This window comes from Mycolicibacterium septicum DSM 44393, assembly GCF_000455325.1.
Classification (GTDB): Bacteria; Actinomycetota; Actinomycetes; order Mycobacteriales; family Mycobacteriaceae; genus Mycobacterium; species Mycobacterium septicum.
In genome coordinates this window covers 342156-368926 of record NZ_HG322951.1, presented here as the reverse complement: position 1 = coordinate 368926, position 26771 = coordinate 342156, and the positions used below count along the sequence as shown (strand labels likewise).

Sequence of the window (26771 nt, the reverse complement as noted above, 5' to 3'; positions counted from 1 at the left end):
GCTGGTAGGCGTTGGACGATGGATACTTCCGATATCAGGCGGGGGTGGAGTTGCGCCAGATCCGCGGATACGCTTCGGTCCGTGACGCGATCCGCTTCGCGGCGTGAAGTCCTCAGGTATGCAGCGCTGTTTGCCCCGGCTTTGGCGGTTCCAGGCGCGCTGGCCGCGTCGGTCGGCACCCAGACGGCGTCCGCCGACGGACTGCAACTCGTCGATTTCGCCGACCGGCTGGTCCAGCCCGACCAGATCAAGTCCGCGGGCTTCGGTGGGGCACTGGTCTACGTTTCCGAATTGCGCCCGGGGGCCACGTTCGATTTCAAGCCCGTGACCCGTGACTACGCCGACCGGCTCCGATCGGCAGGTCTGCAGGTCGTCAGCTGCTACCAGTTCGGCAAACCCGGGTGGCCGACGCCGTCGGACTTCACCCGCGGCTACGACGGGGGTGTGGCCGACGCCCAGACGGCGCTGAGCCTGCACACCGCGGCCGGGGCGCCGATCTTCTTCAGCGTCGATGAGGACATCGATGCCAAGACGTGGAAAAGTTCTGCAGTCCAATGGTTCCGGGGAATCAACTCGGTGCTGGGGGTGGGCCGCACCGGAATCTACGGCGGCCGTAACCAATGCGGTTGGGCCATCGCCGACGGTGTCGTCGGCGCATCGACCAGCCCGGGTCATCGGTGGGCGTGGCAGACCAAGGCATGGTCGCGGGGGGAGCGTGAACCGGCCGCCGTACTGTTCCAGAGGGAGGTCGTCACCGCGTCCGATCCGGGCTTCGTGATCGACGGCATCCATGTTGACGTGAACGACGTTCTCGCAGCCGATTACGGCCAATGGGATCTCGCCAGATAGGAGTCACCCTCATGAGCAACACCGACATGCTGGACGCTGCCGCAACCACGGGAACGGCGATGGAGCAGGCCGTCGCGGTCTTCATGCTGCACCCGGAGAACTTCGGTGCCAGCGTCGCCGCCGGGTATGAGAACCCGTTGGCCGGCTATGTCGCCGGCCGTGGCGGAGTGCTCGGTGAGGCCTCTGGCGCCACCGTCAGTGCCGTCTTCGCGGTGTTCGAACCCAACGGGCTCGCGGCGATGTGGGACGAGGGCGTCGCGGTGCGCGGTGCTGCCGGTGCGGCGCAACAGTATTGGGAGCAGGCGGCCGAGTTCGGGCGCAAGTACCTCTCGGGTGCGGCGGGTCTGGACCGGATCGCCGCGCTGGGGGAGAAGCTCATCGCCGCGACGCCGATCGCGGGCCTGCCGTTGTTCGCCGGCTGGCGTGCGATGCCGTTGGCCGACGATGCGGCCGCCCGCGCGTTGCAGGTGATGTTCGTGCTCCGCGAGCTGCGCGCCGGGGTGCATTTCAATGCGCTGACGATCTCCGGGATCGCCCCGGTGGAGGCGCACATGCTCAACAAGGGGCCGCAGTACACCACGATGTTCGGTTGGCCCGAGCCGTTCGCCGACGGCGCGGACAAGAAGGACCGCTACACCGAGATCGAGCAGGCGACCAACCGGCGAATGGCGGAGATCTTCGCGGCCGCTCTCGATCCGGCCGAGGCCGAGGAGCTGGCCAAGTTGAGCACAGAGGCACTGGAGTCGTTGAAGGCGAACGTCCCGCGCTGAGCGGGGCGGTCCGATGCGGCTGAGCCCGGCGGAACGCGAGCGGGTGTTCGCGGCGGTTGCCGACGAGCGGCGGTCGATCGCCACCCTGGTGGAAGGGCTCGATGCGGACCAGTTGGCCACGCCGAGCCTGTGCGCCGGATGGGACGTCAAAACCGTTGCGGCACATCTGGTCAGCGATTTCACCGATGGGTTCTGGGGCTTTCTGGCCAGCGGTGTCCGCCACGGCAGCATCGACCGTGGGATCGACGCGCTGGCCCGTCGCCGGGCGCAAGCGTCCGCAGCCGAGATCGCCGAGACGCTACGCAGGCGAGCCGACCATCGCCTCAGCCCGCCCGTCACCGGTCCGCTGTCAGGCCTGACCGACGTGTTGGTACATGGTGCCGACATGCGGATACCACTGGGACTTCCGCACCACCCGGATCCGCGGCATGTCGCGCGGGTGCTCGATTTCCTCACCAGCCGAACGCAGCTCGGATTCTTCCCGCATCGTCGCCTGCGCGGTATCGCATTGCACGACGCGGACACCGGGCGGACATGGGGTGACGGCCGGGCCGTTGCCGGACCGGGCGTCGCGCTGATGCTGGCGGTGTGCGGACGTACCGTCGCATTCGACAGTCTTGCGGGCCCGGGAATTCCCGTGCTGCGCTCGCGCCTGCACCAATTGGATTGAGCTCTCTACCACGCATTTCGTTGCGTTTTCATCCGGCAGCAGAGGTTTGCTCCTTAAGCTGACCACGACCACCAAATCCTGTGGCCATTCGGAACGTCGAAGGGCCTGGACGATGACAGCTGCCAATAGGTTTCCGACACGTGTGCCGCGGTCACGTGTTCGATGGCCTTGGGAAAAGGGCGGGGTCATCGGGTGGCCGAAGGTTGCATTCGTCAACTTCGGGAGGCAGCGGCGATGACAAAAGTATTCCGGAAGGTCTGGCTACCGATCGCCATCATGGTCGCCCTGACAGTGGGTGTGCTCACGGTGTCGCACCTGCGGACCATCTTCGGTGCCCATCCGGTGCTGGTGACACCGATCGGCGCGGACACCGCGGAGAAGTTCAATCCCAAGGTCGTCACCTATGAGGTGTTCGGCTCGGGCTCCACGGCCGTGATCAATTACAAGGACCTCGACGGCATTCCGCAGCGCACCGGAACCGTTCCGCTGCCATGGACCTTGACGTTGACGACCACGGCGCCCTCGTCGTCTCCGAACGTCCTGGCCCAGACCGACGGCCAGAGCATCGGTTGCCGGATCACTGTTGATGACGTCGTCAAGGACGAACGCACCAGTACCGGCGCCAATGCACAAACCTTCTGCTTGGTGAAGGCAGCATGAGCGCGCCGGTGGACGACGCCCCGACCGCTCCCGTTCCGGCGCCTCCCCACCGGTCGCGCCCGGCGATCCCCCGGTTCATCCGGATCTTCGCTGTCCCGATCGTCGTGATCTGGATCGCCATGATCGCGATACTCAACACCGTTGTGCCGCAACTTGAGGCTGTAGGCAAGATGCGCTCGGTGTCGATGAGCCCCAACGATGCTCCATCGATGATCGCCATCAAGCGCATCGGCACAAAATTCGAGGAGTACAGCAGCAGCAGCTCGGTAATGATCGTGATCGAGGGCCAGGACAAGTTGGGCGCCGAGGCGCACGCCTTCTATGACCAGATGATCCGCGACCTGCGCGCCGACACCAAACATGTGGAGCACGTGCAGGACCTGTGGGGTGACTCGTTCACTGCCGCGGGAGCCCAGAGCGTCGACGGCAAGGCCGCTTATGTCCAGGTGTATCTCGCCGGCGATCAAGGCGAGGCATTGGCCAACGAGTCGGTGGATGCCGTTCGTCAGATTGCCGAGAACAGCCCGGCGCCACCGGGGGTCAAGGCATACGTGACAGGTGCCGCGGCGACGAGTTCCGATCAGAACAGGATCGGCGACGAGAGCATGCGGATGATCGAGTTGGTCACCTTCGGGGTCATCGTCGTCATGCTGTTGGTGATTTACCGATCCGTGACCACAACGCTCCTGCTGTGCGTGCTGCTCATCGCCGGACTGACGGGTGCCAGCGGGCTGGTCGCATTTCTGGGCTACTACAACGTCTTTGGCCTGACCACCTTCGCGACCAACATGGTGGTGACCTTGGCCATCGCCGCGGTCACCGACTACGGGATCTTCCTGGTCGGTCGATATCACGAGGCGCGCAGGGCCGGCGAGGATCGAGAATCGGCGTACTACACCATGTTTCACGGGACAGCCCACGTTGTGCTGGCCTCCGGCCTGACCATCGCGGGCGCCACCTTCTGCTTGCACTTCACCCGGTTGCCGTATTTCCAGACGATGGGCTTCCCCTTGGCCGTCGGCATGGTGTTCGTGGTCGCGACGGCCCTGACGTTGGGAACCGCGCTCATATCGATAGCCAGTCGCTGGGGCCGGTTCCTGGAGCCCAGGGGGAAGTCGAAAGCCAGAGGGTGGCGCCGGGTCGGTACCCTGGCCGTCCGCTGGCCCGGCCCGCTGCTGGTGGTCGCGGTCTCGGCGTGCCTGATCGGCCTGCTCGCGCTGCCCGGCTACCACACCATCTACAACGATCGCAGATATCTGCCCCCCGATGTGTCGGCCAATGTCGGATACGCGGCGGCGACCCGGCATTTCTCCGAGGCCAGGATGAATCCGGACGTGATGATGATCGAGACCGACCACGATTTGCGGAATCCGGCCGACTTCCTGGTGATCAACAAGATCGCGAAGGCGCTGGCGCAGGTGCCCGGTATCGCCCAGGTTCAGACCATCACCCGACCCGATGGCAAGCCGATCGAACACTCGACGATCCCGTACACGCTGAGCCAGAGCGGTACCGGCCAGATCATGGGCAACGACTACCAGCAGGGCGTCATCGCCAACATCCTGGCCCAGGCCGGCGAGATGCAGACCTCCATCGACACCATGGAGAAGATGCAGTCCATCACCCAGCAGATGGCTGCGGTCACCCACAGCATGGTGCAGAAGACGAAGAAGACGTCGACGGATACCAATGAGGTTCGCGACCACATTGCCGACTTCGATGACTTCTTCCGGCCGCTCCGAAACTACTTCTATTGGGAGCCACACTGTTTCGACATCCCCGCGTGTTGGGCGCTGCGGTCGATATTCGACACTCTCGACGGAATCAACACGTTGTCTGACGACATTCAGGATCTCGTACCCGACCTGGAGCGCCTGGACGCCCTGATGCCGCAGTTGGTCGCATTGATGCCGTCGATGATCCAGTCGATGAAGAACCAGAAACAGATGATGCTCAATCAGTATCAGGTTCAGAAGACCCAGCAGGACCAGACCATGGCCCAGCAGCAGGACAGCACCGCGATGGGTGAGGCGTTCGACAAAGCCCAGAACGACGACTCGTTCTACATTCCTCCGGAAGCGTTCGAAACCGACGACTTCCAACGGGGCATGAAACTGATGATGTCGCCAGACGGGAAGGCCGTGCGGTTCACCATCGTTCACGAAGGCGATCCGCTGACCCCGGAAGGCACCGCGCGTTCTGAGGCGCTGAAAACAGCTGCGGCGGCAGCGATCAAGGGAACACCGTGGGAGGGATCGTCGGTCTACCTCGGCGGTACCGCTGCCATGTTCAAGGACATGCAGCAGGGCGCCAACTACGACCTGCTCATCGCGGCAACGGCCGCGCTCATGTTGATCCTGATCATCATGATGATCCTGACCCGGGCCCTGGTGGCCGCCGCCGTCATCGTCGGCACGGTCGTGGTCAGCCTGGCCACCGCCTTCGGCCTGTCGGTGGTGCTCTGGCAGCATCTCGTCGGCATCCCGTTGCACTGGATGGTGCTGCCGATGTCGGTCATCGTGCTGGTGGCCGTCGGGGCGGACTACAACCTGCTGCTGGTGTCGAGAATGAAAGAGGAAATCCACGCCGGGCTGAAGACCGGCACCATTCGCGCCATGGGCGGCAGCGGCCCCGTGGTCACCGCGGCGGGTCTGGTGTTCGCGTTCACGATGGCGTCGATGGCGGTGAGCAAATTGATCGTCATCGGCCAGGTCGGTACGACAATCGGCCTCGGCTTGCTGTTCGACACGTTCGTTATCCGGGCGCTGATGACACCGTCGATCGCCACCCTGCTCGGGCGGTGGTTCTGGTGGCCCCAGCGGGTGCGTCCCCGCCCGCCCCGCTCGCCATGGCCAAAGCCGATCCAGCGCGATCCGGCCGAGGTGGCGTCGTGAGCCGGCTTCAGCGGGTCAGCTGAAGCGGATGTTCATCGTCGCCAGGCCGAAGATCTTCTTGCCGTCGGCCTTGGCCGCGACGATGACGACACCGGTGCGGGTCTCCGGGTCCAGCGACTTGATCTTGCCGCTGAACTCGATGTCAGCGCCTTCCTTGGCCGACACGATCGCGGGCTGCGACAGCCGCACCGCGTAGCGGGTGACGGCCCCCGGATCGCCCGACCAGGTGGAGACGAATCCGGCACCCAGGCCCATGGTGAGCATTCCGTGCGCGATCACGTCGGGCAGGCCGGCCAGCTTGGCGATGTCCTCGTCCCAGTGGATCGGGTTGGCATCGCCGGCCACGCCGGCGTAGTTCACGAGGTCGCCGCGGGACAGCCGGGTGTGGTGCACGCCGATCTCGTCGCCGACCTTCAGGTCATCGAACGACGGGGTGCCCGGCGTCCGGGTGGTGTCCTCGGCGATCCGGATCTCGCCCTCGGGGCGGACGGTCTTCTCGTACTCGTCGTCTCCGATGCCGAAGATGTCGACGTCGTGCATCATCGCCCGCTGGACGGCGGTCTTGATCTCCGGATTGAGATCTTCGGCGGTGACGCCGACGACGGTGGTGTGCAGGGTGTGCACACGCTCGCCGGCCCGGTCCGTGAAGGTGTTGGTGACGGTGATCATGTCCCGACCGGCGATCCGGCGGACCGCCGTCAGCTCGACGTCGACGTGCAGTTCGTCGCCGGCCACGATCGGGCGGTGCTGCTCGAAGACCTCTTCGGTCTGCAGGTAAGTGTCATAACCGACGACGATCGACTCGAACATGCGCCGGTTGCAGGCCATGGCCGGGGTCGAGGTGAAGGTCAGCGGCGCGACCAGGCCTGAGTAGCCCAGCTTCGCGGCGGCGTCGACGTCCCAGTGTGCGGGGTTGTAGTCCTGCACGGCACGGGCGTACTCGCGGACCTTCTCGCGGCCGACCAGGTAGAGGCCATCTGCCTCGTAGTAGTGGCCGACGCGGGCTTCGAGCGCCGATGCTTCTGGTGCTGCGGTCATGAATTTGCTCAACTTTTCTATCGGCCCGTTCGCTGAAGCCGACGAAAGCACACTAACGTCTGACAGCCATTACGCGTACAACCGGCAGCGCTCGACGAGAATCCGGGCCAGCCGCTCGGGCTCACTCACCATCAGGCAGTGGCAGGTGTCCATCTCGATGAGGGTGTGCACCCCACCGAGTGCCCCGATGTAGGTGCGCGTTGCAGTTTCGGTCTCAGCGCGCGATCGCGCAGGGTGAAGATCCAGGTGCGCGGGATATCGACCGGCATTCCGCGCCGGGACACTTTCTCCGCCATGACGGCAATCGATTCCGAGTGAAGTTTGCCCGCCATGAACCGTCGACGGGCGCGCGGCACCCCGTTCAGATACGCGAATCGCACCAGCCACTTCGGTGTCACGCTGGGACGGTTCCGCCTCACTCCCCGACGGGCGACCCTCTTGAACGGGACGGTGTCGATCATGGTGGCGCCTTCCGGCGGCACGAATGCCGCCGCCATGACCATCTCGCGGACCCGCGACCGACCAAGTTTGGCGACCACTCCGGGCACCGTCAGTCCTGCGAACGAATGGGCCACGATGACGATGTCGCCTACGTCTGCGTCGTCGATGTCTGCGATGACCGAATCCACGAAGTCGGCAATCGTCGCGGTCCGCAGATCACCCGGCTTGTTCCGTCGCCCGGGCAGGTCGATCGCGAGGACCGTGAGCTCGGGCGCCAACCGCTCGATCTGTTCGATGGTGAGGTCCCACGAATCAGCGGCGAGGCCGCCGCCGTGCACGAGAACCAGCGCGGGCAGTGACATCGCGGGCCTCCTTCAGCTCCGGCTCCGCTGAATCGTGGCACCTCTGGCCCGGGTCGTCGCGAGTAATCAAGTACCCGATTGCCGGTCGCGATCAGCAGATATGGTGCGGCCATGCCCGGCCTCAACAACCCCGAGATCGTGTCTGCCTACGCGGCCCAGTTCAATCGGTCAGTGCTCGACAAGCACACAGTGGCCTCGCCGCTGGGCCTGTGGCTGCTGTTGGCGCTGGTGGGGCCGGCGACCGCGGGAGAGCCCCGCCGCTGTCTCGAAGCGGTCCTCGGCACGACGGTCGACGACGCTGCTGCGCGGGCCGGGGCCCTGCTGCGCGACCCGCACCCGGCGGTGTCGGCACTCGCCGCGGTGTGGGACCGCAGGCTGGGGCCGGCGTTCGACGAATGGGCGCAGACCCTGCCCGACGTGGTGGAGCGGGGACCGGTCCCGGATCAGGCACAGGCCGATGCCTGGGCTCGGTCGCGGACGAACGGGTTGATCGAACGCTTCCCGCTCCAGCTCGATGAATTGACCAGGCTGGTGCTCGCATCCGCCCTCGCGACCGATATCAGCTGGGAGGAACCGCTCGGCACCACGAACGAACTGGGCGGGTCGTTCGGCGAACAGATACGCACGGCGTTGACGTTCCGGGACGGAATCCATCTGGTGGTCGACACCGATGCCGCCGGTCTGGTCGCGGTGGCCGCACCGCCGTCGTCGTCGGCGCTCGACGTCTTCACCGTCATCGCGGAGCCTGGCGTAGCGCCCCACGATGTCGACGCCGCGGCACATCAGGTGGCCGCGATGCTGCGCGATGATGACCGCGCCGCCCGCCGGGTCCCGATCGAAGAGTTGACCGACGGGCACGCGTGGACCGTGACCGAGCGACGGGAACGCCGGGTCGGTGGCCCGGGTGTACACGCCGAGTGGCGCAGTTACCTGCCGGCCTGGTCGGCGACCAGCGACCACGATCTCGACAACGCACCCGGGGTGGCCCCGGTGTTCGAGACGATCACTCGCTTCGCGAGGGCAGAGGATCTGCCGGTGGAACTCAGCGCCAGGCAGTCGGCCGTCGCGTCCTATACGCGAGAGGGGTTCAAGGCGGCCGCGGTGACCGCGATCGGCATGGTCGCCGGGGCGGTGCCCCGGTTCCATGAGGTGCTCGTCCGCCGGATCGACATCCGCTTCAACCGCCCGTTCGCGGTCCTGGCCTGTGCGGGCCGCTACGACGGGCCGGAGCCGTGGCGCGGAGTGCCGATATTCAGCGCGTGGGTCACCGAGCCACAGGAGACGGTCATCGAAGACGCCGGCCCGCCGCGCCCAGCCGCTGTTCGATGACGGCCAGTGCCCGGGCGGCCCAGTCGATGTTCTCCTCTTCGAACCGGATTCCGCGCAGCAGCGTGAGATACGGACCGATGCGCTCGGACTCGGCCAGGTAGGCGGCTTCGGTGCGCCCGGCCAGCAGGTGGTCCTGCATGCGGCGGTAGCGCGCGAGCTTGGCGGTGGCCCATTGCCTGCGTTCGGTCAGCGCGTCGCGAACCGCGTCGATGTTGCCGGAATCCACAGCCTGGACCTGAACGAGGAGATCTTCGCGGATCGCGCCGGGCTTCGGCGGCGCCTCGGTGAACTCGAGCAGGGCTTGTCTGCCTTGTTCGGTCAGGGAGTAGAGGCGCTTGTTCGGCCGCCGGTCCTGTTCGACGAGCCGCGCGGCGATGAGTCCCTCGGAGGCCATGCGATCCAGTTCGCGGTAGAGCTGTTGGGGCGTGGCCATCCAGAAATTGGCGACCGACGCGTCGAACCCTTTCGCCAGGTCGTAGCCCGATGCCTCGCCGTCGAGGAGCGCGGCCAGGACTGCGTCGCGTAACGCCATGAGCAGATGTTAGCAGCGAAGTGATTATTCAAAATGTTGACTATTGAAAGGGGTCGCGCCTAGCATCGCCGCTAGTTGACGAATCGGGTAGTGGAGGTGGCATATGCATCCGTTCAGGAAGGCAGTCGAGGCCCGCGACGAGGTCGCGATCGAGGCCCTGTTGGCCGACGACGTGGTGTTCACCAGCCCGGTGGCGTTCAAGCCGTATCCGGGCAAGCCCATCACGGCAGCGATCCTGCGCGCCGTCATGCGGGTCTTCGAGGACTTCCGATACGTCCGGGAGATCGCCGACGCGTCGGGGCAGGACCATGCGCTCGTCTTCGAGGCCACGGTGGACGGCAAGAAGATCACCGGATGCGACTTCCTGCATCACGATGCCGACGGCAAGATCGACGACTTCATGGTGATGGTCAGGCCGCTGTCGGGTGCGACCGCGCTTTCCGAGGCCATGGCCGCACAGTTCGAGCGGATCAAACAAGAAGCCGCAGAACAGATTCAGCGAGAGTCCGCTCAGGCCTAGGGCTTGATCAGCGTGCCCGCGTCCGACGCCGCCTTCTGCAGTTCCGGGATCGTCATGTCGGCGTAGTCGGCGTTGACCGGACCCGACGCGGTTCCCAGCCACGGCACCACCCCGGGGTCCGGGGTGACGCCCAGGTGGTAGGCCTGGACGCCGGGCAGGTGGTACTGCAGGAAGTTGACCAGGATGTCGACGACGAAGATGGCGCCTCCGATCGGTCCGGTGCTCAACAGCGCTGCCGAGTTCATCAGCGGGATGGCGGCGTCCGGGTTGCCGATCATCACGATCGCACCGTAGTGCGGCTTGCTGCCTCCGCCGGGCACGTACTCGGGCATGAACGGCTGCAGTCCCGGCAGGTCCGTGGAGAAGTAGGCCGCGGTGTCGCCGTAGGTCAGGACGTTGACGAATCCGGAGTCGGCGCCGTTGCCCGGCACCGTGGTGTTGAGCCCGGGGCTCTCGAAACCGATTCCCCCCACGCCCGTCTGCTGTGCCACGTAGGCGGCTTCCCATCCGCCGAGTGAGTGGCCGGTGACAAAGATGTCTTCCTTGCGGTAGCCCTGCGCGATGGCGGCGGCCTCCACCTCCTGCTGGAAGTCCACTGCGTCGTAGAAAGCCTGGGGCGGTGTGTCGGTAAAGATCACCTGGGTGTCCGCGATCACCTGGGAGATCGCGATCAGCGGGTTGTGCAGCAGGTTCGTACCACCCGTCGTGCCCTGGTACGCGATGATGATCTGGCCTTCCGGCGTCACCCACGCCTTGCCGGACATGCCGGTCAGCACATTGGTGGATTCCATCTGCTTGCCGTTGACCACGAACGGTTTCAGGTCGCCCCGGGTGCCGCCCCACACGTATGCGGCCGTCGCGGCGTTGAGGAACTGCGAGACCGTCGGAGTCTTGCCGGTGGTGGGCCCGTTGTACGTCATCGTCGGCGGTACCGGTTGCACGGCAGGCGTTTTGGTCAGCCCCAGCTGGCCTTCGATCTCACGGAACGCCGCGAAGAGGGCGTCGTTGATCGGTGCGAAATTGATCGGGCTCTTCGGACCGTTGGCGGACACGGTGATGTCCAGCACCTGCAGCACCGTGTTGACGATGCGCCCGGGCAGCTCGGCGATCTTGGCGATCGGCGAGAGCGGCTCCGGAGGGTTCGGAGTCGTCTTGGTCGTGGTGGTAACCGCGGCGACCTTCGCGGTCAAGGGGATCGCGTTCGCGGCTGCCTTCGGAGCGGCTTGGATGACCGCCGTGATTTCCGGCAGTGCTGCCTTGGGTTCCGGTGCTGTCGCGGAGCGGATCTCCTCGCGATCGACGGCTGCCGGCGAAGCGATCGCCGCCAGGCGCCTCGCGGTCGCGCGGGGCGAGAAGTCGGACTTGGCCAGACGCGTGCCGTCGGCCTTGGCCGTGCCGGAGGGCGTGATGGAGCCCAGCTTCTCGCGAACGACATCGGCGATCGACTCTTGCTGCAGCGCTGTCGAATTCGGCTGCTCGGCGGGGGAGTTGTCGTCGTTCGGCGCCGTCGCGTCGGGGGCTGTGGTGCCGGTTTCGGGGCCGTGAGTCTTCGCGGACGCCGATGGCCGGTTCGGGCGTGTGCCGCGCCGGTCGGCCGGCTTCTTGGGCCCGCGCCCGGTTGCCGCACCCGAGTGGTTCGACGACTGGCCCGATGAGGCCGATGAGCCGGATGAACCGGTGGACCCCGGGGTCGCCCATGCCACCGGCTGCCCGCTCGCGCCCGCGATGCCGATGCCGACACCGACGGCCATGATCGACAGGCCATACCGCAGCGGTACGCGTCTGGCGTTCTCCGGGCAGCACGAACTGTTCACCATTACCGATGTCCCCCTTGACATTCCGCGATGGTGTCCGGATCTGCCGGTGACGGGAATGCCAGCCGCCGCGAACACACGCCGGCCCAATATATGACAACGTGTGATGCCAGTCTTCGTTTTGGCGGCCAATGTGGCAGGCCGTCGTCGTAGTCTCAGGTATGCGTCGGTTCAGAGGCTTTTCCGGGCTGGGTATCAGTGTTGTGCTTGCCGCCGCGGCGGCCGCGGGATGCACCACGACGACGGGAACACCCGTGGCGAAGACGACGAGCGCCACGGTGTCCGAGTCCCCGAAGGCCGCCGAGTCTTCCAAGGCGCCCGAGCTGACCGGTGCGCCCGTGGGCACGGCGGTCATGAAGGTGATCGGAGGCAGTGCCCCGGTGACCATCCGCTACCGGATCAATGGCGGTGCGGAGCAGACCGAGACGAATGTGGTGCTGCCATGGGAGAAGCAGTACCCGGTCTACGACGAACTCGAATCGGAGGTCGCCGCTGACGCCGGCAACACCGCCCTGACCTGCACGATCACGATGGACGGCGACAAGCTCGTGTCGTTCAAGACGGAAGTCAAGCCCGTGTGCAGCTTCTCCTACTGGGGCTGACGCTTGACAACATACAACCAAATGGTTGTATGTTGTTGTGGTGACCGAGAGCGACGAGGACAAGGCCGACGCCCTGTTCCACGCGCTTGCCGACCGGACCAGGCGAGACATCATGCGCCGGGTCCTGGCCGGGGAGCACTCGGTCTCGGTGCTCGCGGCGAAGTACGACATGAGCTTCGCCGCAGTGCAGAAACACGTCGCCGTGCTGGAGAAGGCCGGGCTGATCACCAAGCGACGCAACGGTCGTGAGCAGCTGGCCAGTGGTGACGTGGAGGCGGTGCGGTCGGTGGCGTCCATGTTGACTGAGCTGGAACAGGTTTGGCGTGGCCGCATCGCACGCATCGATGAACTGATCGCATCCGATCCCATGGAGGACTGAACCATGCCCGTTACCGACGTCCAACACGACCTCGACAATCTGACGCTGACGATCACCGCCGAATTCGCGGCGCCGGTGCAGCGCATCTGGCAGGTCTACGCCGACCCGCGTCAGCTGGAAAAGGTTTGGGGGCCACCGACATACCCGGCGACCGTGGTCGACCACAGCCTCACTCCCGGTGGCCGCGTCACCTACTTCATGACCGGCCCGGAAGGCGACAAGCACGCGGGGTACTGGGCGGTCACGGCCGTCGACGAGCCGACGAGCTTCTCGTTCGACGACGGGTTCGCCGATCAGGACTTCAACCCGAATCCGGAGATGCCGGTATCCAAGAACGTCTACACCTTCGCCGAACACAACGGTGGCACGCGGGCGATCTACGTGAGCACCTACGAGTCCGCCGATGCGCTTCAGCAGGTGTTGGACATGGGCGTGGTCGAGGGTGCTTCGTCGGCGATCAACCAGATCGACGAACTGATCCGGGGGTGACGCTTCCGCTTCACGGATAGGGCAGTGGTGAGGCGTCCCGCGATTTCATCAGGTGTTCCATGAGCTGGATCTCCTGCGTCTGCTCGTTGACCATGGCCAGGGCTGTTCGCCGGACCGCTTCGTTGGAGCCATCGCGGGTTTCGTCGAAGGCCATCTCGGCGCCGCCCTGGTGGTGGCGGGTCATCAACTGGAGAAACAAGGCTTCGTTGGCGCGGCCGGTCGCGTGCTTGAGGCGGCCCAGTTCGTCGGGGGACGCCATGCCCATCTGCATGCCTGTGTGCTGTCCGGCGTCATCGTGATGGGACATGCCGTGCCCGTTGGCCGGCGCTGGCACCGTGGGGTTGAGGGGCTGATCCGCCAGCTGCAACCACCCGACCATGGTGCCGACCTCTGCCTGCTGCTGAAGTCTGATTTGGTCTGCGAGCGTGCGTATTTCGGGGGCGGCGTCCGCACTGAGCAGGTCGCAGATGGTGATCGCCTGCTGATGGTGGGTCATCATCATCTGCGCAAAGCTCACGTCGGCCTCAGACATCAGTGGCGGCGCGCTGCCCTGCCGGTGGGATTCGGCGAATGCGCCGAGGAACGCGGCGGCGGCGATGACGACGGTGGCGCCGAAGATTCGGGCGGGTATGGAAGCGCTCATCGTGGCGGGTAGACGGTCGGGTCCAGCTTCAGGGTCATGAATCCGTTGTCCGAACACGTCACGTAGAGCAGGTTTCCCCGGAACTCCGGCGGTGACATGCACCAGTCCGCGGAGAAATCGGCCGGCTGGCCCCAGTCAGGACGGTTGCCCAGCACGATGTCGGACAGCTGGATCTTCCCGTCGAGAGCGGCTCGTCCCACCCCGAATATTCCGGTCAGCGGCGGGGTGGCAAGAACCGAAAGATTGTAGACGTGAATCGAATTGGGCAGGTCTTCGTACTTCTTGTCGGACTGCGCCGGCGGATTGAAGTAGGCGAGTTCCTTGATGTGTTCGGGGTCGCGGATGTCGAAGATCCGGATACCCGACTGTATCCACCCGCAGGCCAGCGCCATCGGATCGTCTTGCCGGTCCACCGAGCAGTAGTGCGAGTCGTAGGCGAAGACGCCGTTGAACCCGCCGCTGCTCGTCCAGTTGTCCATGTGCTCGGGCAGATTGATCTCGAGTTTGATGATGTTGCGCAGCTTGAGGTCTGTGGGGTCGGAGACGTCGAACAGTTTGACGCCTCCGGAACCGAGTTCGTCGATGGTGAAGATGTGCGGTACGCCTCGGTAGGTGACGTAGACGCTGTGCTGGGCTTCCTGCCCGTCCACCCAGGCCTTGTGGCTGTAGGCCGGAAGCAGCTGGTGCATGGTGAAATCGGGCGCAACCCGGTCCTGTACAGCCGAGGTATCGAGCACCGTCAATCCGCTGAACTGCGACATGTACATGGTTCGGCCGTCTGGTGCGAAACCCATGCCGTGCGAGGCCCAGCCGACCGGTGCGCTCCACACCACATGCGGAGCGGTCGGATCCGTGATGTCCACTGCGCTGTTCCAGATGATGCCCCCGGCCCAGTAGGTATTGCCGTCGGGGGAGAAGCTGCCCTCATGGGTCAACATTGGGATCCGCACGCCAGGAAGGGAACCGGCGCCCTGGTTGAGCAGCCGGGGGTGCCGGCAGTCCTGTGAGATGTCATAGATGGAGATGTAGCCGCCCCCGAACAACAGGGGAACACCGGTTCCGACCAGCAACCCCCGGCCCGCGTGCACCTTCAGGGACTCCCAGGTTCCGCCGACCATGGCCGGCTCGGTGAGCAGATCGGCCTGGACGGGGTGGGCAGGATCGGATGCGTCGATCACCTGGACGCCGTTGGTGTACGGCCAGGTAGACCCGACGTAGGTGCAGTTCTTGTACGAAGCACTCGTGATGCCGGCGCCGGTGCCCTGGTACTGGCCGACCAGGTCGATGTTGCAGTTGTAGCCGAGGGCACTGCGGTGCGACTCCCGGTCTGCGACCGGCACCTCGCCCTGCAATCCGGTCTCGACCCGGTCGTCCTGCCGACATTGCGCTTTGTCGACGGCGGTCGGCCAGATGTCGAAACGCGTGTCGTATCCCGGGGGAAGCCCGGCGTGGGCCGCCGCGGATGGACCCAATCCGGCGATGGCCACGAGAAGCGCGACGCATACCGCGCGGAGGAGGTTGTCCAGCATCGATCGCATCATGGCATTGCGGAGAGTCGTTGCGGACAAAAACTGTCAGATTCTGACAGTTTCCGATCAGGCGGCGGGGTTGCGCCCGCGGACGCGGCCTACCGGTGCCGCCCGGCCGTCGCCGCCACGGGGCGTGACTCGGCCGAGGCCTCCTCGGCGTCGCGATCGGGTGCCAGCATCACGGCGGTGATCGGGACGACGAGTGCGAGCAGGCCGATCACGAAGACCGGGAACAGGAACGAGAACACTTCTGGCCCAGCGGGAACCGGCATCGTGTGATCGACATTCACCCGCACCGCGGCCATGCCGGTGTAATGCATGCCGACGACCGCCACGCCCATCACCAGGCCGGCGACGAAACGCAGTCCGCGTGATTCGAGGACGAGCGTGAACCACAGCGCCGCGGTCGCCGCGACCACGGCGATCACGAAGGACAGCACGACGAGAGTGGTGTCATAGGTCATCGTGCCCTGCATCTGGACCGCCCACATGCCGGTGTAGTGCATCACCGCGACCGCCAGACCGGTGATCACGCCGCCGGCCAGCAGTCGGCGCAGATCGAAGTCCCGGCCGATGGTGATCAGCCCGACGAACACCGCGGCGATCGCGATCACGGCCGATGCGACCGTCCAGCCGAGGTTGTACCGCACCATGCTGCTGGGGATCGCGAAGCCGAGCATCGCGATGAAGTGCATGAGCCAGATGCCGACGCCGCCGATGGCGATCGAGGCCATGAGCAGCCAGCGGAGCCGGTCGCGTCCGCTCGTCGCGGTGGCGCCGCAACGGGTGCAGGCCAGGCCGACGACCGAGCCGGTCACCGAGACGATGTACGCCAGGAACAGCAGCCAGAGGCCCATGTCGAAGTGATGTACTTGGTGGTTCATGACGGGATCCTCGAGACTGTGAGACTGACGGGCGGTGGATCTAGAAGGCTGTCGACGGAAGACGTTCCAGCGCGAACGAGGTGATGGCGATCAACGCGTTCTTCGCCGAATCACGGTCCCGTGCATCGACATTGATGATCGGGACATTGGGGGACACCGACATCGCCTCGCGCAGCTCTTCGATGCTGTAGGTCGGGGAGTCGTCGAACTCGTTGACGGCGATCAGGAACGGCAGGCTGCGGGCCTCGAAGAAGTCGACGGCCGCGAAGCTGTCCTCGAGCCTGCGGGTGTCGACGAGCACCACCGCGCCGATCGCGCCGTGGACCAGGTCGTCCCACATGAACCAGAACCGCCGTTGCCCGGGCGTCCCGAACAGGTACAGCACGAGGTCGTCCGCGATCGTGATACGGCCGAAATCCATGGCGACCGTTGTGGTCTCCTTGCCGGGGATCGCCTCCAGGTCGTCATGACCCTGCGACGCGTTCGTGACGAGAGCCTCGGTGCGCAACGGCACGATCTCCGACACGGCGCCGACGAACGTGGTCTTGCCGACGCCGAAGCCGCCGGCAATCACGATCTTCGTCGACGACACCGTGGGGCCGGAGTCAGAGTGCGCGTAATCCACTGAGGGTCCTTTCGATCAGTAGGCGCCGTTCTGCAACGGTCGAGCGGTCGGTCAATGTGGCGTGAACACGGAGGTGGCCGCTGTCCACCAGGTCGCTCACCAGCACCCGGGTCACCCCGATGGGCAGACCGGCATACGCCGAGATCTCGGCGATGGACGGTCGGCTGCCGCACAGTCGGACGATGACGGCGGGGATGTCGCCTGGCGCGCAGTCGAGCTCACCGGATGACAGCAGGGCCTCCACGGGAGCCTCGATCGGCACCTCCACCCGGGCGCGGGTTCGTCCGCCGGTCAGGGTGTACGGCCGCGCGCGACTGGCGGACTGTTTCTGCTCAGGTCTGTCCATACTCAGGGTCATCGAGCCCCATGTGTGGCGCGCGGCGCCGCCTCGACGGTCTTGCCGACCCGGTCGACGAGCAGCGCCATCTCGTATCCGACCTGTCCGATGTCGCACGAGATCGACGCCAGGGTGGCGAGATACGAGCCGTTGCCGACGCCCATCAACAGCAGGAACCCGTCGTCCATCTCGACGATCGACTGGCGCACGTTCCCGGCCTCGAACAGCCGGGCCGCACCGGCCGACAAACTCGCCAATCCGGATGTGACAGCTGCCAATTGCTCGGCACGATCGGCCGGGAGGTGGGAGTTCGCAGCCATCAGCAGACCATCGGCCGACACCAGAATCGCGTGTGACACACCCGGTACGTCACGCACGAAGTTGGACACGAACCAGTCGAGGGTGCCGGACTTCCCTGACGGCGTTGCAGCAGAGCCCGCGGACCGGTCATGTGGTTGCGTGCCGGTGTTCATCGATCTCCTTCGATTCGGCTTTGTGCTGCGTCGGTTTCTGCCCGGCCCCTGCGTACGCCCGCCAACTGTCGGCTGAGGATGTCTCGGATCGCCGCGGGATCGTTCCCGCCGTCGGGCCTGGCCTGGGTTTCCGATCTTGCCTCATCCGGCACCAAGCGCGCTCCGCGTTCGCGAATCGGCAAGCCGGATGCGGTGTGCCGCTTGGGTTCCTGTTCGACGGCCTTTGCGGCGGCAGCCCAGCCGGCGTCGGCGGCGCTGGCCCAGACGCGGTTGCGGGATTCCGGCGTCGTCGGGTCCATCAGCCACTCCGAGGCCATCCGCTCGAAGATGGGCGCGCTCTCCAAACTCTCCGTCTCGATATCCACCCAACTGGATTCCTTGGCCGGTACGGGTTCCGGGCTCGGCGGATTCGCATTGCCCGGGCCGGAATTGCCCGAGGTGAAATAGGAAAGCGGATTTCCTCGCTGCTGAGGTTCGGGTTCCTCGGGGACTGCGGCCGGGGCGGGAGCCGGGATCGTCGCCGGATGTCCGTTGACACCGCTGGCGCCGGGCGATCGTTTCGGCAGTCCGTTGGCGGTCGCCTTCGCTGGGCCGTCCGATCCGCGCTCCGGCAGCGACGTTGTCTGCGAGCCGGTCGTCTCGGGGAGCGCCGCGAGACCTGCGTCGGTGCCCGCACCCCGGCCGGCTGCGGCGGCTCGCGGTCGTGATTCGGAAAACGAACCGGTCCGCAGATCATCGAGCGTTTCACCCATGCCGATGGGCGAGACCAGCGTGCCAGGAAGGTGCACGCTCGCCGTCACGCCGGGCCGTTCGGTCAGCGCCGAGGTGGTACGCAGCCGCACCGTGGCCTCGTGGCGTCGCGCCAACCGGCCGACCACGAAAAGGCCCATCCGCTTGGCGGTTTCGGAGGTCACCTCGCCGCCGAGCGCGAGCCGCTCGTTCGCGGCGGTCAAGTCTTCCTTGGACATGCCGAGTCCCCGGTCGGCAACCTCGACCAGCAGGCCGGCGTCGACCGCGCGGCCGACCGTCACCATCACCGGCGAGTCCGGCGGCGAGTAGCGGAGGGCGTTGTCGAGGAGCTCGGCGATCAGGTGGCCGATATCGCTTGCGGCCGAGCCGGCGATCGAGACGTCGGCCATGTGTCCGACCTGGACCCGGCGGTACTCCTCGACCTCGGACATCGCGGCACGCAGCATGTCGGGCAGTGCGACGGGTGCCGACGCCCGGTGGCGTTCCACGGTGTCGGCGAGGACCAGGAGGTTGTCGCCGTTGCGGCGCATGCGCGTCGCGAGGTGGTCGAGGCGGAAGAGGTGATCGAGCCGGACCGGATCTTCCTCGTCCAGCTCGAGCGTCTCGATGAGTGTCAGCTGCTCTTCGACGAGTGAGCGGCTCCGGCGGGACAGGGTTTCGAACATGTCGCCGATCTGCAGACGGACACCGTGCTCACTGGCCAGGCGCACGGCCTGGGAGTGGATGTCGTCGATTGCGCGGGCGAGCTGCCCGACCTCTTCATTGGTACGGAACGGCAGCGTGTGGATCTCCGGACATGCCGCCGCCCTTGCTGAGGCGTTCGATCTCCTCGGGCAGCTCGACCTGCGCGACCTGCAGCGCCCCCTGGCGCAGCCGGCCGATCGAGCGGATGAGCGAGCGGCCGACCGCGAGTGCGAAGACGAGGGCGGCCAGCACGGCGCCGAGGATGATCGCGGTGTCGCGCAGGGCATCGGACCGCAATGCGTTGGCCCGGTGGTGCAGCGTGCCGTCGAGGTCGGAGGACAGGCGCTGTGTCATGGCGCGGTACTGCTCGACGCTGGTGCGCATCGCGTTGGTGAACGCGGGCGTTTGCACGCTGTCGCCGGACGGTTGTGTGTAGCTGTCGCGTCGAACGTCGGATTCCTTGGACAGGGCCGCGACTTCGTCCGTGGGCGTCAGCCGGTTGAGCCGATCGATGGCGGCCGCCTCCGCACCCGCGGCGTCGGCCGTCTCGGTGCGCAGTTCGTCCGAATCGGCGAAGTCCGGTGCGGCGATCAATACCCGCTGTGTCGTCAACGCCCGCTGGGCCGCGAGGGCGTCCACCGCGGCGAGGCCGTCGCGGACTGACGCTTCGGGAGATCTGAGCGTTCAGAACGTGCGACGGCCGGGCGCCGTAGCCGAAACGTGACGAACGCTTGACCGAATTGTCTACGTGTGACTACACATTCGGGCCGCTGCGGACCAATACCATGACATCGTTCAAGATCATGGGGGCATCGCAGAGGGATCGAATTGATGCGCGCGGTTGTTCAGGGTGTTCTCGTAGTGGTCGTGGTTGCCATGACCTACTTCTCCGGCGGTGCGAATAGCGTCGACACGGCGGCGGTAAGCATGCCGTTGACGTCGACGATCGAATCGATCGCGCCCGCCGAAGGTGCCGTCGTCGGTGTGGGCCATCCGGTCGTGGTGACGTTCAAGAATCCGGTCTCGAACCGGTCTGTCGTCGAACGCGCCCTCGGGATGAAGTCGACGCCGGCCCGCACGGGTACCTACGAGTGGCTGGACGCAAACACCGTGTCCTGGACTCCCGCCGAGTTCTGGCCGGCGCACAGCACGATGATGCTGTCGGTCGGCGGTTTGCGGACGGAATTCCAAACCGGCCCAGCCGTTATCGGTGTCGCCGACATATCCGACCACACCTTCACCGTGACCATCGACGGGTTGGGTGAAGACCCGCCGATCGCTCTGCCGGCGCCGCATCATCTGCCGCATGCCGGCGAACCGGGTGTGCTGCTGGCCTCCATGGGGCGTCCGGAATACCCGACCCCGGTCGGTACCTACACCGTGCTGGGGAAAGACCGCACGGTGAAGATGGATTCGAGCAGCGTCGGCATTCCCGTCGACGCCCCTGACGGCTATCTCCTCGATGTGGACTATGCGGTTCGCTTCACCCACCGCGGACTGTTCGTGCATTCGGCGCCGTGGGCTGTCCCGTCGATGGGACTGGACAACACCAGCCACGGTTGCATCAGCCTGGTCCCGGCGGCCGCCGAGTGGTACTTCAACACGGTCAACATCGGCGATCCGGTGATCGTGCAGGAGTAGCGAATCCTGCTGCAGGCCAGTCGAACCAGCGCTCAGCGCGGGTAACCCTCGGCCTGTCTCACTCAGCGCGGCGGATTGCAGTCACCATCAGTCAGTGATCCGCCGCGTTGATGGTTGCCGGAGGCGAATACAGAAGGCACAGAAAAGGCGCCTGGCTTGCGAGCCAGGCGCCTTTTCTGACGCCGCGTTGTGGGGTTGGGCTAGCTGGCCGGGGATGCGTCCCCCGGACCGGGCAGTGTGGGCGTTCCGGCGACCGGTCCGCCTCCGGGCGAAACGGTCGGCACGCCCTTGCCGGTGCCTGCCGCGATGGCCACCGGGGCAGCGATGGGTGCTGCGGCGGGGACGGGAGCGGCGGCCGGTACGACCGGGACAGGCGGTGCCAGGGGCACCGGAGGGACCACCGGCGGCGGTACGAGCGGCACCGGAGGGACGGCCACCGGTGGCGGCGCGATGGGTACGGGCGGGACGGCGACCGGCGCCGCGGGAACGACGCCTGCGGCTTCCACTGCGGCAGCCGCACACGGGGCGGCAGGCGCCGCACCGGCTGCACCTGCGGCGGCGTCAAGACATTTGTAGCCGCCGGTCTTGAGTTGGAGTGCCGCTGCCGCGTGCGGGCTCAGCACTAGTGCCGCCCCCACTGCGGTCGCGCACAGTCCAGCGCTGACAACAGTTTTGACCGTGATGTGAGCAAAGATGGCCATCCCCGATCAGCTCCTTCGGTTCGTGCGGAAATTACACCGATGAAAATTGTGACGAGCGCAACCGTAGGACTCCCAGAAATGGGAGTCCAGACAAGTTCTCAGATGGTTGCGCGGTTGACATGTGAAGGAGCCGCACTCGTGACCGTATCGTTTCCAACCGGGTCTGGGGGGCGTGTTATGGCAGTGCGTGTCTACGACGAATTAGGTGCCGCGACGCGGTTCTCGCAAATTTGAAAGCGCAAACTTCAGTGGCCGAGCTGCATCAGGATTCCTTTGGCCACAAGCTGTTCGAAGCTATAACTGAACTCGCCACGCCGTCCGACGGACAGGACGTAGCGGTCCTCGCCTTCGGTCAACGACACGGTGAAGGAGAACGTGCAGTTGGATTCGCCGCTCTTGCCCGGGCCCAGGGTGGTGCTCGCCAGGACAGCGCCCTTGCCGTTCTTGACGGTGACGAGGGTGCCGGAATTGACATCGGCGTATCCGTTGGCGCCCTGGCATGTTGATCCGTCGGAGGCGATACCCTCCGCGCCGGCGTTGTCGGAGAGGACGAAAGTACCGTTGACCGTGGCTTTTTCGAGTACGCGGAAACCTTTGGAGAAATGCGGGCAGAACGTGTCGACCGCGATCTTGTCGGCCAGCAGGCCCTGTTGCGGTTCGCCGTCTTCCAGTTGGCGGCACACCTGCCGCCCGTGGGCGACGGCGTTCGCGTCGGAATTGAACTGATCGCTGAGCCCGGCATCCCTCAGTGCTGCAAGGTATCCGGCCTCCGGCGGCGGTGGCGGCCTGCGGCCCGCCACGAGCAGGACCCACACCACCGCGGCGGTCATCACGATGATCACCGCCGCCGCGGTGGTTCCCAGCCAGGTCGACCGGACGCCTGCGGTCTTCAACTCCAGGTAATCGGGCAGCATCCGGCCGCCGGTCGGGTCGGTCGATGCGGTCCGGCCGTCGCGGACCCGATTCGTCGGATGTCCGGTGACGAAGTAGCGACCTTCGTGGCGAGCCGTAGGGTCGGGGCGCCAACCGGTCGACCTGGACCGGACCTGGCCACAGCGGCCGCAGGTGTCGCTGTCATCGAGTGGCGATCCGCAATACGGGCACGTCATAGCGCGCGATCCGCTACGGGCAATCGACAACGGTTCGCCGGCGTCATCGGTGGGCCATCTGTCATCACTACCCGTTATATGCCGGTCGGTCCGCCTGCACAGCGCGCCGCTCAGATTTGGTTGCCGGGAAAATCCCCGTGCGGCCGCCCCAGGTGACCGCTGAGCAGTCGCACGACCCCCTCCAGCTCGGCCGCGGATCTGCCGTATTACCGTGCTAGCCATGACACGGGTGACGGTGATCACTGGCGGCGCGGGTGGTATGGGTCTGGCGACGGCCAAGGTGGTGGGCCGCGAGCAGGCGGTCGTGCTGTGCGATGTGCGCGAGGATCGCCTCGACGCCGCGGCCACCGCCCTGGGAGACCTGGGTATCCCGGCCACCATCGTCAACGCCGACGTCACCGATCGAGGCGCCGTCGACCGCTTGTTCGAGACCGCGGCCGGCCTCGGCACCGTCAGCGCCGTCGTTCACGCGGCCGGGGTCAGTCCCAGCATGGGCGACGCCGAGTACGTCATGAGAACCAACGCGCTGGGCACGCTGCATGTCAACGAGTCCTTCTTCGCATCGGCGCCGGAGGGCGCGGCGATCGTCAACGTGGCGTCGATGGCGGCGCACCTGTTGCCCGAGGAAGTCATTCCCGCTCAGCAGTTTCCGCTGGCGCTGCAGGACCAGGACCGATTCCTCGGCGAAATGCTGGCGGCGTGCGGCATGGCTCCCGAAGACATGAGATCCGGTTTTTCCTACGCCATCAGCAAGGCCTTCGTGAAGTGGTACAGCTCGTCGCAGGCTGAGCGGTTCAACGGTCGCGGTCTCCGCATCCTGTCGGTTTCCCCGGGCTCCATCGATACCGAGATGGGCCGGCTGGAGGAGCAGGCCGGGGCAGGCGCGATGGTCGCCGACGCCGCGGTACCGCGGTGGGGAAAGCCGGAGGAGATGGCAGACCTGCTGGCCTACTGCGCCAGCGAGCGTGCCGGTTACCTCACCGGCACGGACATCCTCAACGACGGCGGAGTCGTCGCCTCGATGCGGGAACGCGCCCGGTTGGCCGCTGCCGGCAGTTAGTCAGCCGCACACCGGCCGCACGTCCGTGGGATCATTGATGGCGGCATGGGGGTGCCGGGCCTGAGCGGCCCGGTGGTTCAGCGTCAGCAGTTCGGTTTCCGAACGCCGGTCGGGGGGCTTGGCGTCGAACTTGTCGGGACATTGCCGGCGGACGCGTAGTCGATAACTCGCTGTGGAGTTGGCATCGCGCGTGCGTCGGGTACCCCTTTGGTGCCAGCAGTGTTCGCACAGGGAGATGCCATTTGATTCGTAAGATGATGCAGGTCAACAGGAAAGACGACGGCGCCGGTATGGGCCGTCGTGCCGCATTCAAGCTCTCGCTGCTCATCACCGCAGGTTTGTCGGTGGCCAGGGCGCCGGGGGCGCACGCGCAGATCGACGGCCACGGGTCCCGCTGGTCACCCGAGCGGGCGCAGCGCTGGTACGCCGCGCAGGGCTGGCTGGTCGGCGCCAATTTCATTCCGTCCAACGCGGGTAACCAGCTTGAGATGTTCCAGCCGGAGACCTATGACCCGCAGCGGATCGACAATGAGCTGCGCATCGCCAGGCTGGCCGGATTCAACACGGTGCGGGTATTCCTGCATGACCAGCTGTGGGCCCAGGGCCACTTGGGCTTTCAGAACCGCCTGGCCCAGTTCGTTGCTCTGGCGTCCAGCCACGGCATCAAACCGCTGTTCGTGCTGTTCGATTCCTGCTGGGATCCGTTTCCCCGGTTGGGGCGCCAGCGGCGGCCGCGGCCCGGGATCCACAACTCGGTGTGGGTTCAGAGCCCGGGTGCGCAGAACCTCGACGATCACCGGTACCGGCGAATGCTGCGCGAGTACGTCGTCGGCGTGATCAGCCAGTTCCGCCATGATGACCGGGTCCTGGGGTGGGACCTGTGGAATGAACCGGACAACCCCGCAGCCAACTACCGCGAGGTGGAACGGCAGGACAAGGTCGGCCTGATCGAGAAGCTGTTGCCGGAGGTTTTCGGCTGGGCCCGATCGGTCGACCCCGTGCAGCCGTTGACCAGCGGTGTCTGGGACGGGGCCTGGGCCGACCCGCTGCAGCGCAGCGCGATGGCGACGATCCAACTCGACCTCTCGGATGTGCTGACCTTTCACAGCTATGCCGAGCCGGCCGGATTCGAGGCGCGGATCGGCGAGCTGGCACCGATGGGACGCCCGATCCTGTGCACCGAATATCTGGCCCGAGGTGAGGGCAGCACGGTCGAGGGTGTGTTGCCGATCGCCAAACGGCACAACGTCGGCGCCTACAGCTGGGGCCTGGTGGCCGGCAAGACGCAGACCTATCTGCCGTGGGATTCCTGGGATCATCCGTACAAGACGCCCCCGCCGGTGTGGTTCCATGACTTGTTCCATGCGGATGGACGGCCCTATCGGGACGGCGAGATCCGCACGATCCGGAAACTGACCGGGCGGCCTTATCCCTGACGACGGGACTGTCCATGACGGGTGAGAAACGCCGTGCGGCGGCGCTGTGCTTGCTGGCCGCCATTCTGTTGTTCACGACCGGGTGTGGCCCCGGGGCGAACAGGCCGGGCACGCAGGTCTCGCCGGACACCGCAGCGCAATTCGGCGACGTGGTTGTCCCACCGGGGGTCGAGGTGCTGGCGGTCGATTCGGATTCGGGTATCGACACCCGGTACCGATTGGCGTTGCGGACCACGGCTGCCCACTTGCCGGCGTTGGTGTCGCAGTTCACCGACCGACCGCAGCCCTCGCAGATTCCGCGCACCACGCCGGTGATCGCCGGGCCGGAGTTGTCCACCGCGCCGAATCCCCTGTACGCCCAGGACCGGGTCACGACCAAGGCGGGCCGCACGGTCTACCGCGAGATCGTCGTCGACGAGCGGTCACCGGATGAGGTGTACGTGCACCTGGCGATGTACACCACCTGAGTCTGAGTTCAGCGGCCGGCCATGCGGCTGACATCGGTGATCGCGGCGACGAACTGCTCGGGTGCCTCCTGGGGCACGTTGTGTCCGATGCCGTTGAGGATGCGGTGTTCGTAGGGCCCGGTGTAGAGCGCGCGGTAGCCGGCGCCGTCCTTGGCCGCCCCGTCGAAGTCGGAACCGATCGTGATGGTGGGCACGGTGACGGGCGGCTTGCCGGCCAGGCGCGCCTCGTCGGCGTCGTAGCGGGCTTCACCGGGGGCCAGGCTGAGCCGCCACCGGTAGTTGTGCACGACGATGGCGACGTGATCGGGGTTGTCGAACGCCGCAGCCGACAGGTCATAGGCGGCGTCGTCGAAATGCCACAGCGGTGAGGCCTTGGTCCAGATCAGCCTGTTGAACTCCTTGGTGTTCTCGCGGTAGCCGAGTTCACCGCGCGGGGTGGCGAAGTAGTACTGGTACCACCAACCCAATTCGGCCTCCGGCGCCAGCGGCTGCAGGTTGGCGGCCAGGTTGACGGTGATGTAGCCACTGACCGCGACCAGTCCCGCGCAGCGCTGCGGCCACAGGGCCGCGACGTTGTTGGCGGTGCGCCCGCCCCAGTCGTATCCCCCGAGCACCGCCTTGGGGATGTTCAGGGCGTCCATCAGCGCGATGACGTCGTGGGCCAGGGCGGCCTGCTGCCCGTTGCGCACGGTATCGGCGGAGCGGAACCGGGTGGACCCGAAGCCGCGCAGGTGGGGCACGATGACGCGGAAGCCCTGATCGGCGAGCAGCGCCGAGGCGTCGGCGTAGCTGTGGATGTCATAGGGCCAGCCGTGCAGCAGGATCACCGGCTGTCCGTCCGCCGGACCGGCCTCGGTGTAGCCGATGTTGAGTTCGCCTGCGTCGATCTGCTTGACCGGGTTCATGGTGTGCGACGGCTTCGATGGGGCCCCAGTCGGGGGCCCCGGCGACGGCGCGGGTGAGGTGCCGCAGGCCGCGAGTGTCGCCGCCCCGGCGGCGGCCGCCGTGAGGAAGCCGAAGTTCCTTCTGCTCAAACCAGTCACCGTTGCTGCTCCTTCTCGCGGGGTCTCGGTGTCCATCTCA

29 protein-coding genes are annotated in these 26771 nt (G+C 66.1%); 14 read left to right on the top strand and 15 right to left on the bottom strand.

Features of this window, described 5'->3' with window-relative positions:
* Positions 1-18: 18 nt before the first annotated feature.
* The 5 genes from TX88_RS01830 to TX88_RS01810 all read left to right on the top strand — a co-directional run bounded on the left by TX88_RS01830 (position 19) and on the right by TX88_RS01810 (position 5843).
* Positions 19-849 (top strand): DUF1906 domain-containing protein, encoded by an 831-nt coding sequence (locus TX88_RS01830; RefSeq protein WP_409365839.1) that lies wholly within the window; start codon positions 19-21, stop codon positions 847-849.
* Positions 850-860: 11 nt separating this feature from the next.
* The gene (locus TX88_RS01825; protein ID WP_209446945.1) at positions 861-1619 is read left to right on the top strand and encodes an SCO6745 family protein; all 759 of its coding nucleotides are present in this window, start codon (positions 861-863) and stop codon (positions 1617-1619) included.
* 13 nt (positions 1620-1632) lie between these two features.
* Positions 1633-2289, top strand: coding sequence for a maleylpyruvate isomerase family mycothiol-dependent enzyme (locus tag TX88_RS01820; protein WP_044514216.1), 657 nt, complete (start codon positions 1633-1635; stop codon positions 2287-2289).
* A 234-nt stretch (positions 2290-2523) separates the two neighbouring features.
* Positions 2524-2949 carry an MmpS family transport accessory protein gene (locus TX88_RS01815; protein WP_044514215.1) on the top strand — a complete coding sequence of 142 codons (426 nt, stop codon included), beginning with the start codon at positions 2524-2526 and terminating at the stop codon, positions 2947-2949.
* Positions 2946-5843: an MMPL/RND family transporter gene (locus TX88_RS01810; RefSeq protein WP_044514213.1), complete on the top strand. Its 2898-nt coding sequence runs from the start codon at positions 2946-2948 to the stop codon at positions 5841-5843. Before TX88_RS01815 ends, TX88_RS01810 begins: the two co-directional genes overlap by 4 nt.
* A 15-nt stretch (positions 5844-5858) precedes the next feature.
* On the opposite strand, the gene TX88_RS01805 is transcribed toward TX88_RS01810, so the two are convergent.
* Both TX88_RS01805 and TX88_RS01800 read right to left on the bottom strand, forming a co-directional pair.
* Positions 5859-6881: a fused (3R)-hydroxyacyl-ACP dehydratase subunits HadA/HadB gene (locus tag TX88_RS01805; protein WP_044514211.1), complete on the bottom strand. Its 1023-nt coding sequence runs from the start codon at positions 6879-6881 to the stop codon at positions 5859-5861.
* Positions 6882-7012: 131 nt separating this feature from the next.
* The gene (locus TX88_RS01800; RefSeq protein ID WP_244438318.1) at positions 7013-7684 is read right to left on the bottom strand and encodes an alpha/beta fold hydrolase; all 672 of its coding nucleotides are present in this window, start codon (positions 7682-7684) and stop codon (positions 7013-7015) included.
* A 111-nt stretch (positions 7685-7795) separates the two neighbouring features.
* On the opposite strand from TX88_RS01800, the gene TX88_RS01795 reads away from it, so the two are divergent.
* Entirely contained in the window at positions 7796-9013 is a 1218-nt protein-coding gene (locus TX88_RS01795; RefSeq protein WP_044514208.1) for a serpin family protein, read from the top strand.
* Here the strand turns inward: TX88_RS01795 and TX88_RS01790 are convergent.
* Positions 8970-9545, bottom strand: coding sequence for a PadR family transcriptional regulator (locus tag TX88_RS01790; RefSeq protein WP_044514207.1), 576 nt, complete (start codon positions 9543-9545; stop codon positions 8970-8972). The two genes, TX88_RS01795 and TX88_RS01790, sit on opposite strands and share 44 nt — an antisense overlap.
* Positions 9546-9648: 103 nt before the next feature.
* On the opposite strand from TX88_RS01790, the gene TX88_RS01785 reads away from it, so the two are divergent.
* A complete protein-coding gene (locus TX88_RS01785; protein ID WP_044514205.1) occupies positions 9649-10065 on the top strand; it encodes a nuclear transport factor 2 family protein in 417 nt (138 codons plus the stop codon).
* Here TX88_RS01785 and TX88_RS01780 read toward each other — a convergent pair.
* Positions 10062-11882: a hypothetical protein gene (locus tag TX88_RS01780; RefSeq protein WP_044514203.1), complete on the bottom strand. Its 1821-nt coding sequence runs from the start codon at positions 11880-11882 to the stop codon at positions 10062-10064. The two genes, TX88_RS01785 and TX88_RS01780, sit on opposite strands and share 4 nt — an antisense overlap.
* Before the next feature lie 158 nt (positions 11883-12040).
* Between TX88_RS01780 and TX88_RS01775 the strand changes: the two genes are divergently transcribed.
* Genes TX88_RS01775 through TX88_RS01765 form a run of 3 tightly spaced genes read left to right on the top strand, consistent with a single transcriptional unit; the run spans position 12041 to position 13349 of the window.
* Entirely contained in the window at positions 12041-12481 is a 441-nt protein-coding gene (locus TX88_RS01775) for a hypothetical protein (RefSeq protein WP_044514201.1), read from the top strand.
* 40 nt (positions 12482-12521) lie between these two features.
* Positions 12522-12860 (top strand): ArsR/SmtB family transcription factor, encoded by a 339-nt coding sequence (locus TX88_RS01770; RefSeq protein ID WP_044519001.1) that lies wholly within the window; start codon positions 12522-12524, stop codon positions 12858-12860.
* Positions 12861-12863: 3 nt separating this feature from the next.
* A complete protein-coding gene (locus tag TX88_RS01765) occupies positions 12864-13349 on the top strand; it encodes an SRPBCC family protein (RefSeq protein ID WP_044514199.1) in 486 nt (161 codons plus the stop codon).
* Positions 13350-13359: 10 nt separating this feature from the next.
* Here the strand turns inward: TX88_RS01765 and TX88_RS01760 are convergent, their stop codons facing one another.
* The 8 genes from TX88_RS01760 to TX88_RS33700 form a co-directional block, all read right to left on the bottom strand.
* Positions 13360-13992, bottom strand: a complete 633-nt coding sequence (locus TX88_RS01760) for a DUF305 domain-containing protein (protein WP_044514197.1) — start codon at positions 13990-13992, stop codon at positions 13360-13362.
* The gene (locus tag TX88_RS01755) at positions 13989-15521 is read right to left on the bottom strand and encodes an LVIVD repeat-containing protein (protein ID WP_244438317.1); all 1533 of its coding nucleotides are present in this window, start codon (positions 15519-15521) and stop codon (positions 13989-13991) included. The genes TX88_RS01760 and TX88_RS01755 overlap by 4 nt, the downstream gene beginning before the upstream one ends.
* A gap of 98 nt (positions 15522-15619) precedes the next feature.
* Positions 15620-16405: an MHYT domain-containing protein gene (locus TX88_RS01750; protein ID WP_044514194.1), complete on the bottom strand. Its 786-nt coding sequence runs from the start codon at positions 16403-16405 to the stop codon at positions 15620-15622.
* A 40-nt stretch (positions 16406-16445) separates the two neighbouring features.
* Complete coding sequence (locus tag TX88_RS01745; RefSeq protein WP_044514192.1) at positions 16446-17030, bottom strand: GTP-binding protein; 585 nt, start codon at positions 17028-17030, stop codon at positions 16446-16448.
* Positions 17011-17388, bottom strand: coding sequence for a DUF742 domain-containing protein (locus TX88_RS01740; protein WP_110917870.1), 378 nt, complete (start codon positions 17386-17388; stop codon positions 17011-17013). The genes TX88_RS01745 and TX88_RS01740 overlap by 20 nt, the downstream gene beginning before the upstream one ends.
* Positions 17385-17840: a roadblock/LC7 domain-containing protein gene (locus TX88_RS01735; protein WP_210742437.1), complete on the bottom strand. Its 456-nt coding sequence runs from the start codon at positions 17838-17840 to the stop codon at positions 17385-17387. Before TX88_RS01735 ends, TX88_RS01740 begins: the two co-directional genes overlap by 4 nt.
* A complete protein-coding gene (locus tag TX88_RS01730) occupies positions 17837-19300 on the bottom strand; it encodes a sensor histidine kinase (protein WP_049924812.1) in 1464 nt (487 codons plus the stop codon). Before TX88_RS01730 ends, TX88_RS01735 begins: the two co-directional genes overlap by 4 nt.
* Before the next feature lie 49 nt (positions 19301-19349).
* The gene (locus TX88_RS33700; RefSeq protein WP_162563060.1) at positions 19350-19913 is read right to left on the bottom strand and encodes a hypothetical protein; all 564 of its coding nucleotides are present in this window, start codon (positions 19911-19913) and stop codon (positions 19350-19352) included.
* 192 nt (positions 19914-20105) lie between these two features.
* Between TX88_RS33700 and TX88_RS01725 the strand changes: the two genes are divergently transcribed.
* On the top strand, positions 20106-20915 hold the full coding sequence (locus tag TX88_RS01725; RefSeq protein ID WP_044514189.1) for a L,D-transpeptidase: 810 nt from the start codon (positions 20106-20108) through the stop codon (positions 20913-20915).
* Positions 20916-21115: 200 nt separating this feature from the next.
* Here TX88_RS01725 and TX88_RS01720 read toward each other — a convergent pair whose 3' ends face one another.
* Both TX88_RS01720 and TX88_RS01715 read right to left on the bottom strand, forming a co-directional pair.
* Positions 21116-21616 carry a hypothetical protein gene (locus tag TX88_RS01720; RefSeq protein ID WP_044514187.1) on the bottom strand — a complete coding sequence of 167 codons (501 nt, stop codon included), beginning with the start codon at positions 21614-21616 and terminating at the stop codon, positions 21116-21118.
* A 245-nt stretch (positions 21617-21861) separates the two neighbouring features.
* Positions 21862-22725 (bottom strand): DUF732 domain-containing protein, encoded by an 864-nt coding sequence (locus TX88_RS01715; protein ID WP_044514185.1) that lies wholly within the window; start codon positions 22723-22725, stop codon positions 21862-21864.
* A gap of 220 nt (positions 22726-22945) precedes the next feature.
* On the opposite strand from TX88_RS01715, the gene TX88_RS01710 reads away from it, so the two are divergent.
* The 3 genes from TX88_RS01710 to TX88_RS01700 all read left to right on the top strand — a co-directional run bounded on the left by TX88_RS01710 (position 22946) and on the right by TX88_RS01700 (position 25688).
* Positions 22946-23785 (top strand): SDR family oxidoreductase, encoded by an 840-nt coding sequence (locus tag TX88_RS01710; RefSeq protein WP_044514183.1) that lies wholly within the window; start codon positions 22946-22948, stop codon positions 23783-23785.
* A 290-nt stretch (positions 23786-24075) separates the two neighbouring features.
* Entirely contained in the window at positions 24076-25221 is a 1146-nt protein-coding gene (locus TX88_RS01705; protein ID WP_044518997.1) for a glycoside hydrolase 5 family protein, read from the top strand.
* 14 nt (positions 25222-25235) lie between these two features.
* A complete protein-coding gene (locus tag TX88_RS01700; protein ID WP_049924810.1) occupies positions 25236-25688 on the top strand; it encodes a hypothetical protein in 453 nt (150 codons plus the stop codon).
* A gap of 8 nt (positions 25689-25696) precedes the next feature.
* Here the strand turns inward: TX88_RS01700 and TX88_RS01695 are convergent, their stop codons facing one another.
* Complete coding sequence (locus TX88_RS01695) at positions 25697-26767, bottom strand: alpha/beta fold hydrolase (protein ID WP_044514181.1); 1071 nt, start codon at positions 26765-26767, stop codon at positions 25697-25699.
* Positions 26768-26771 lie beyond the last annotated feature (4 nt).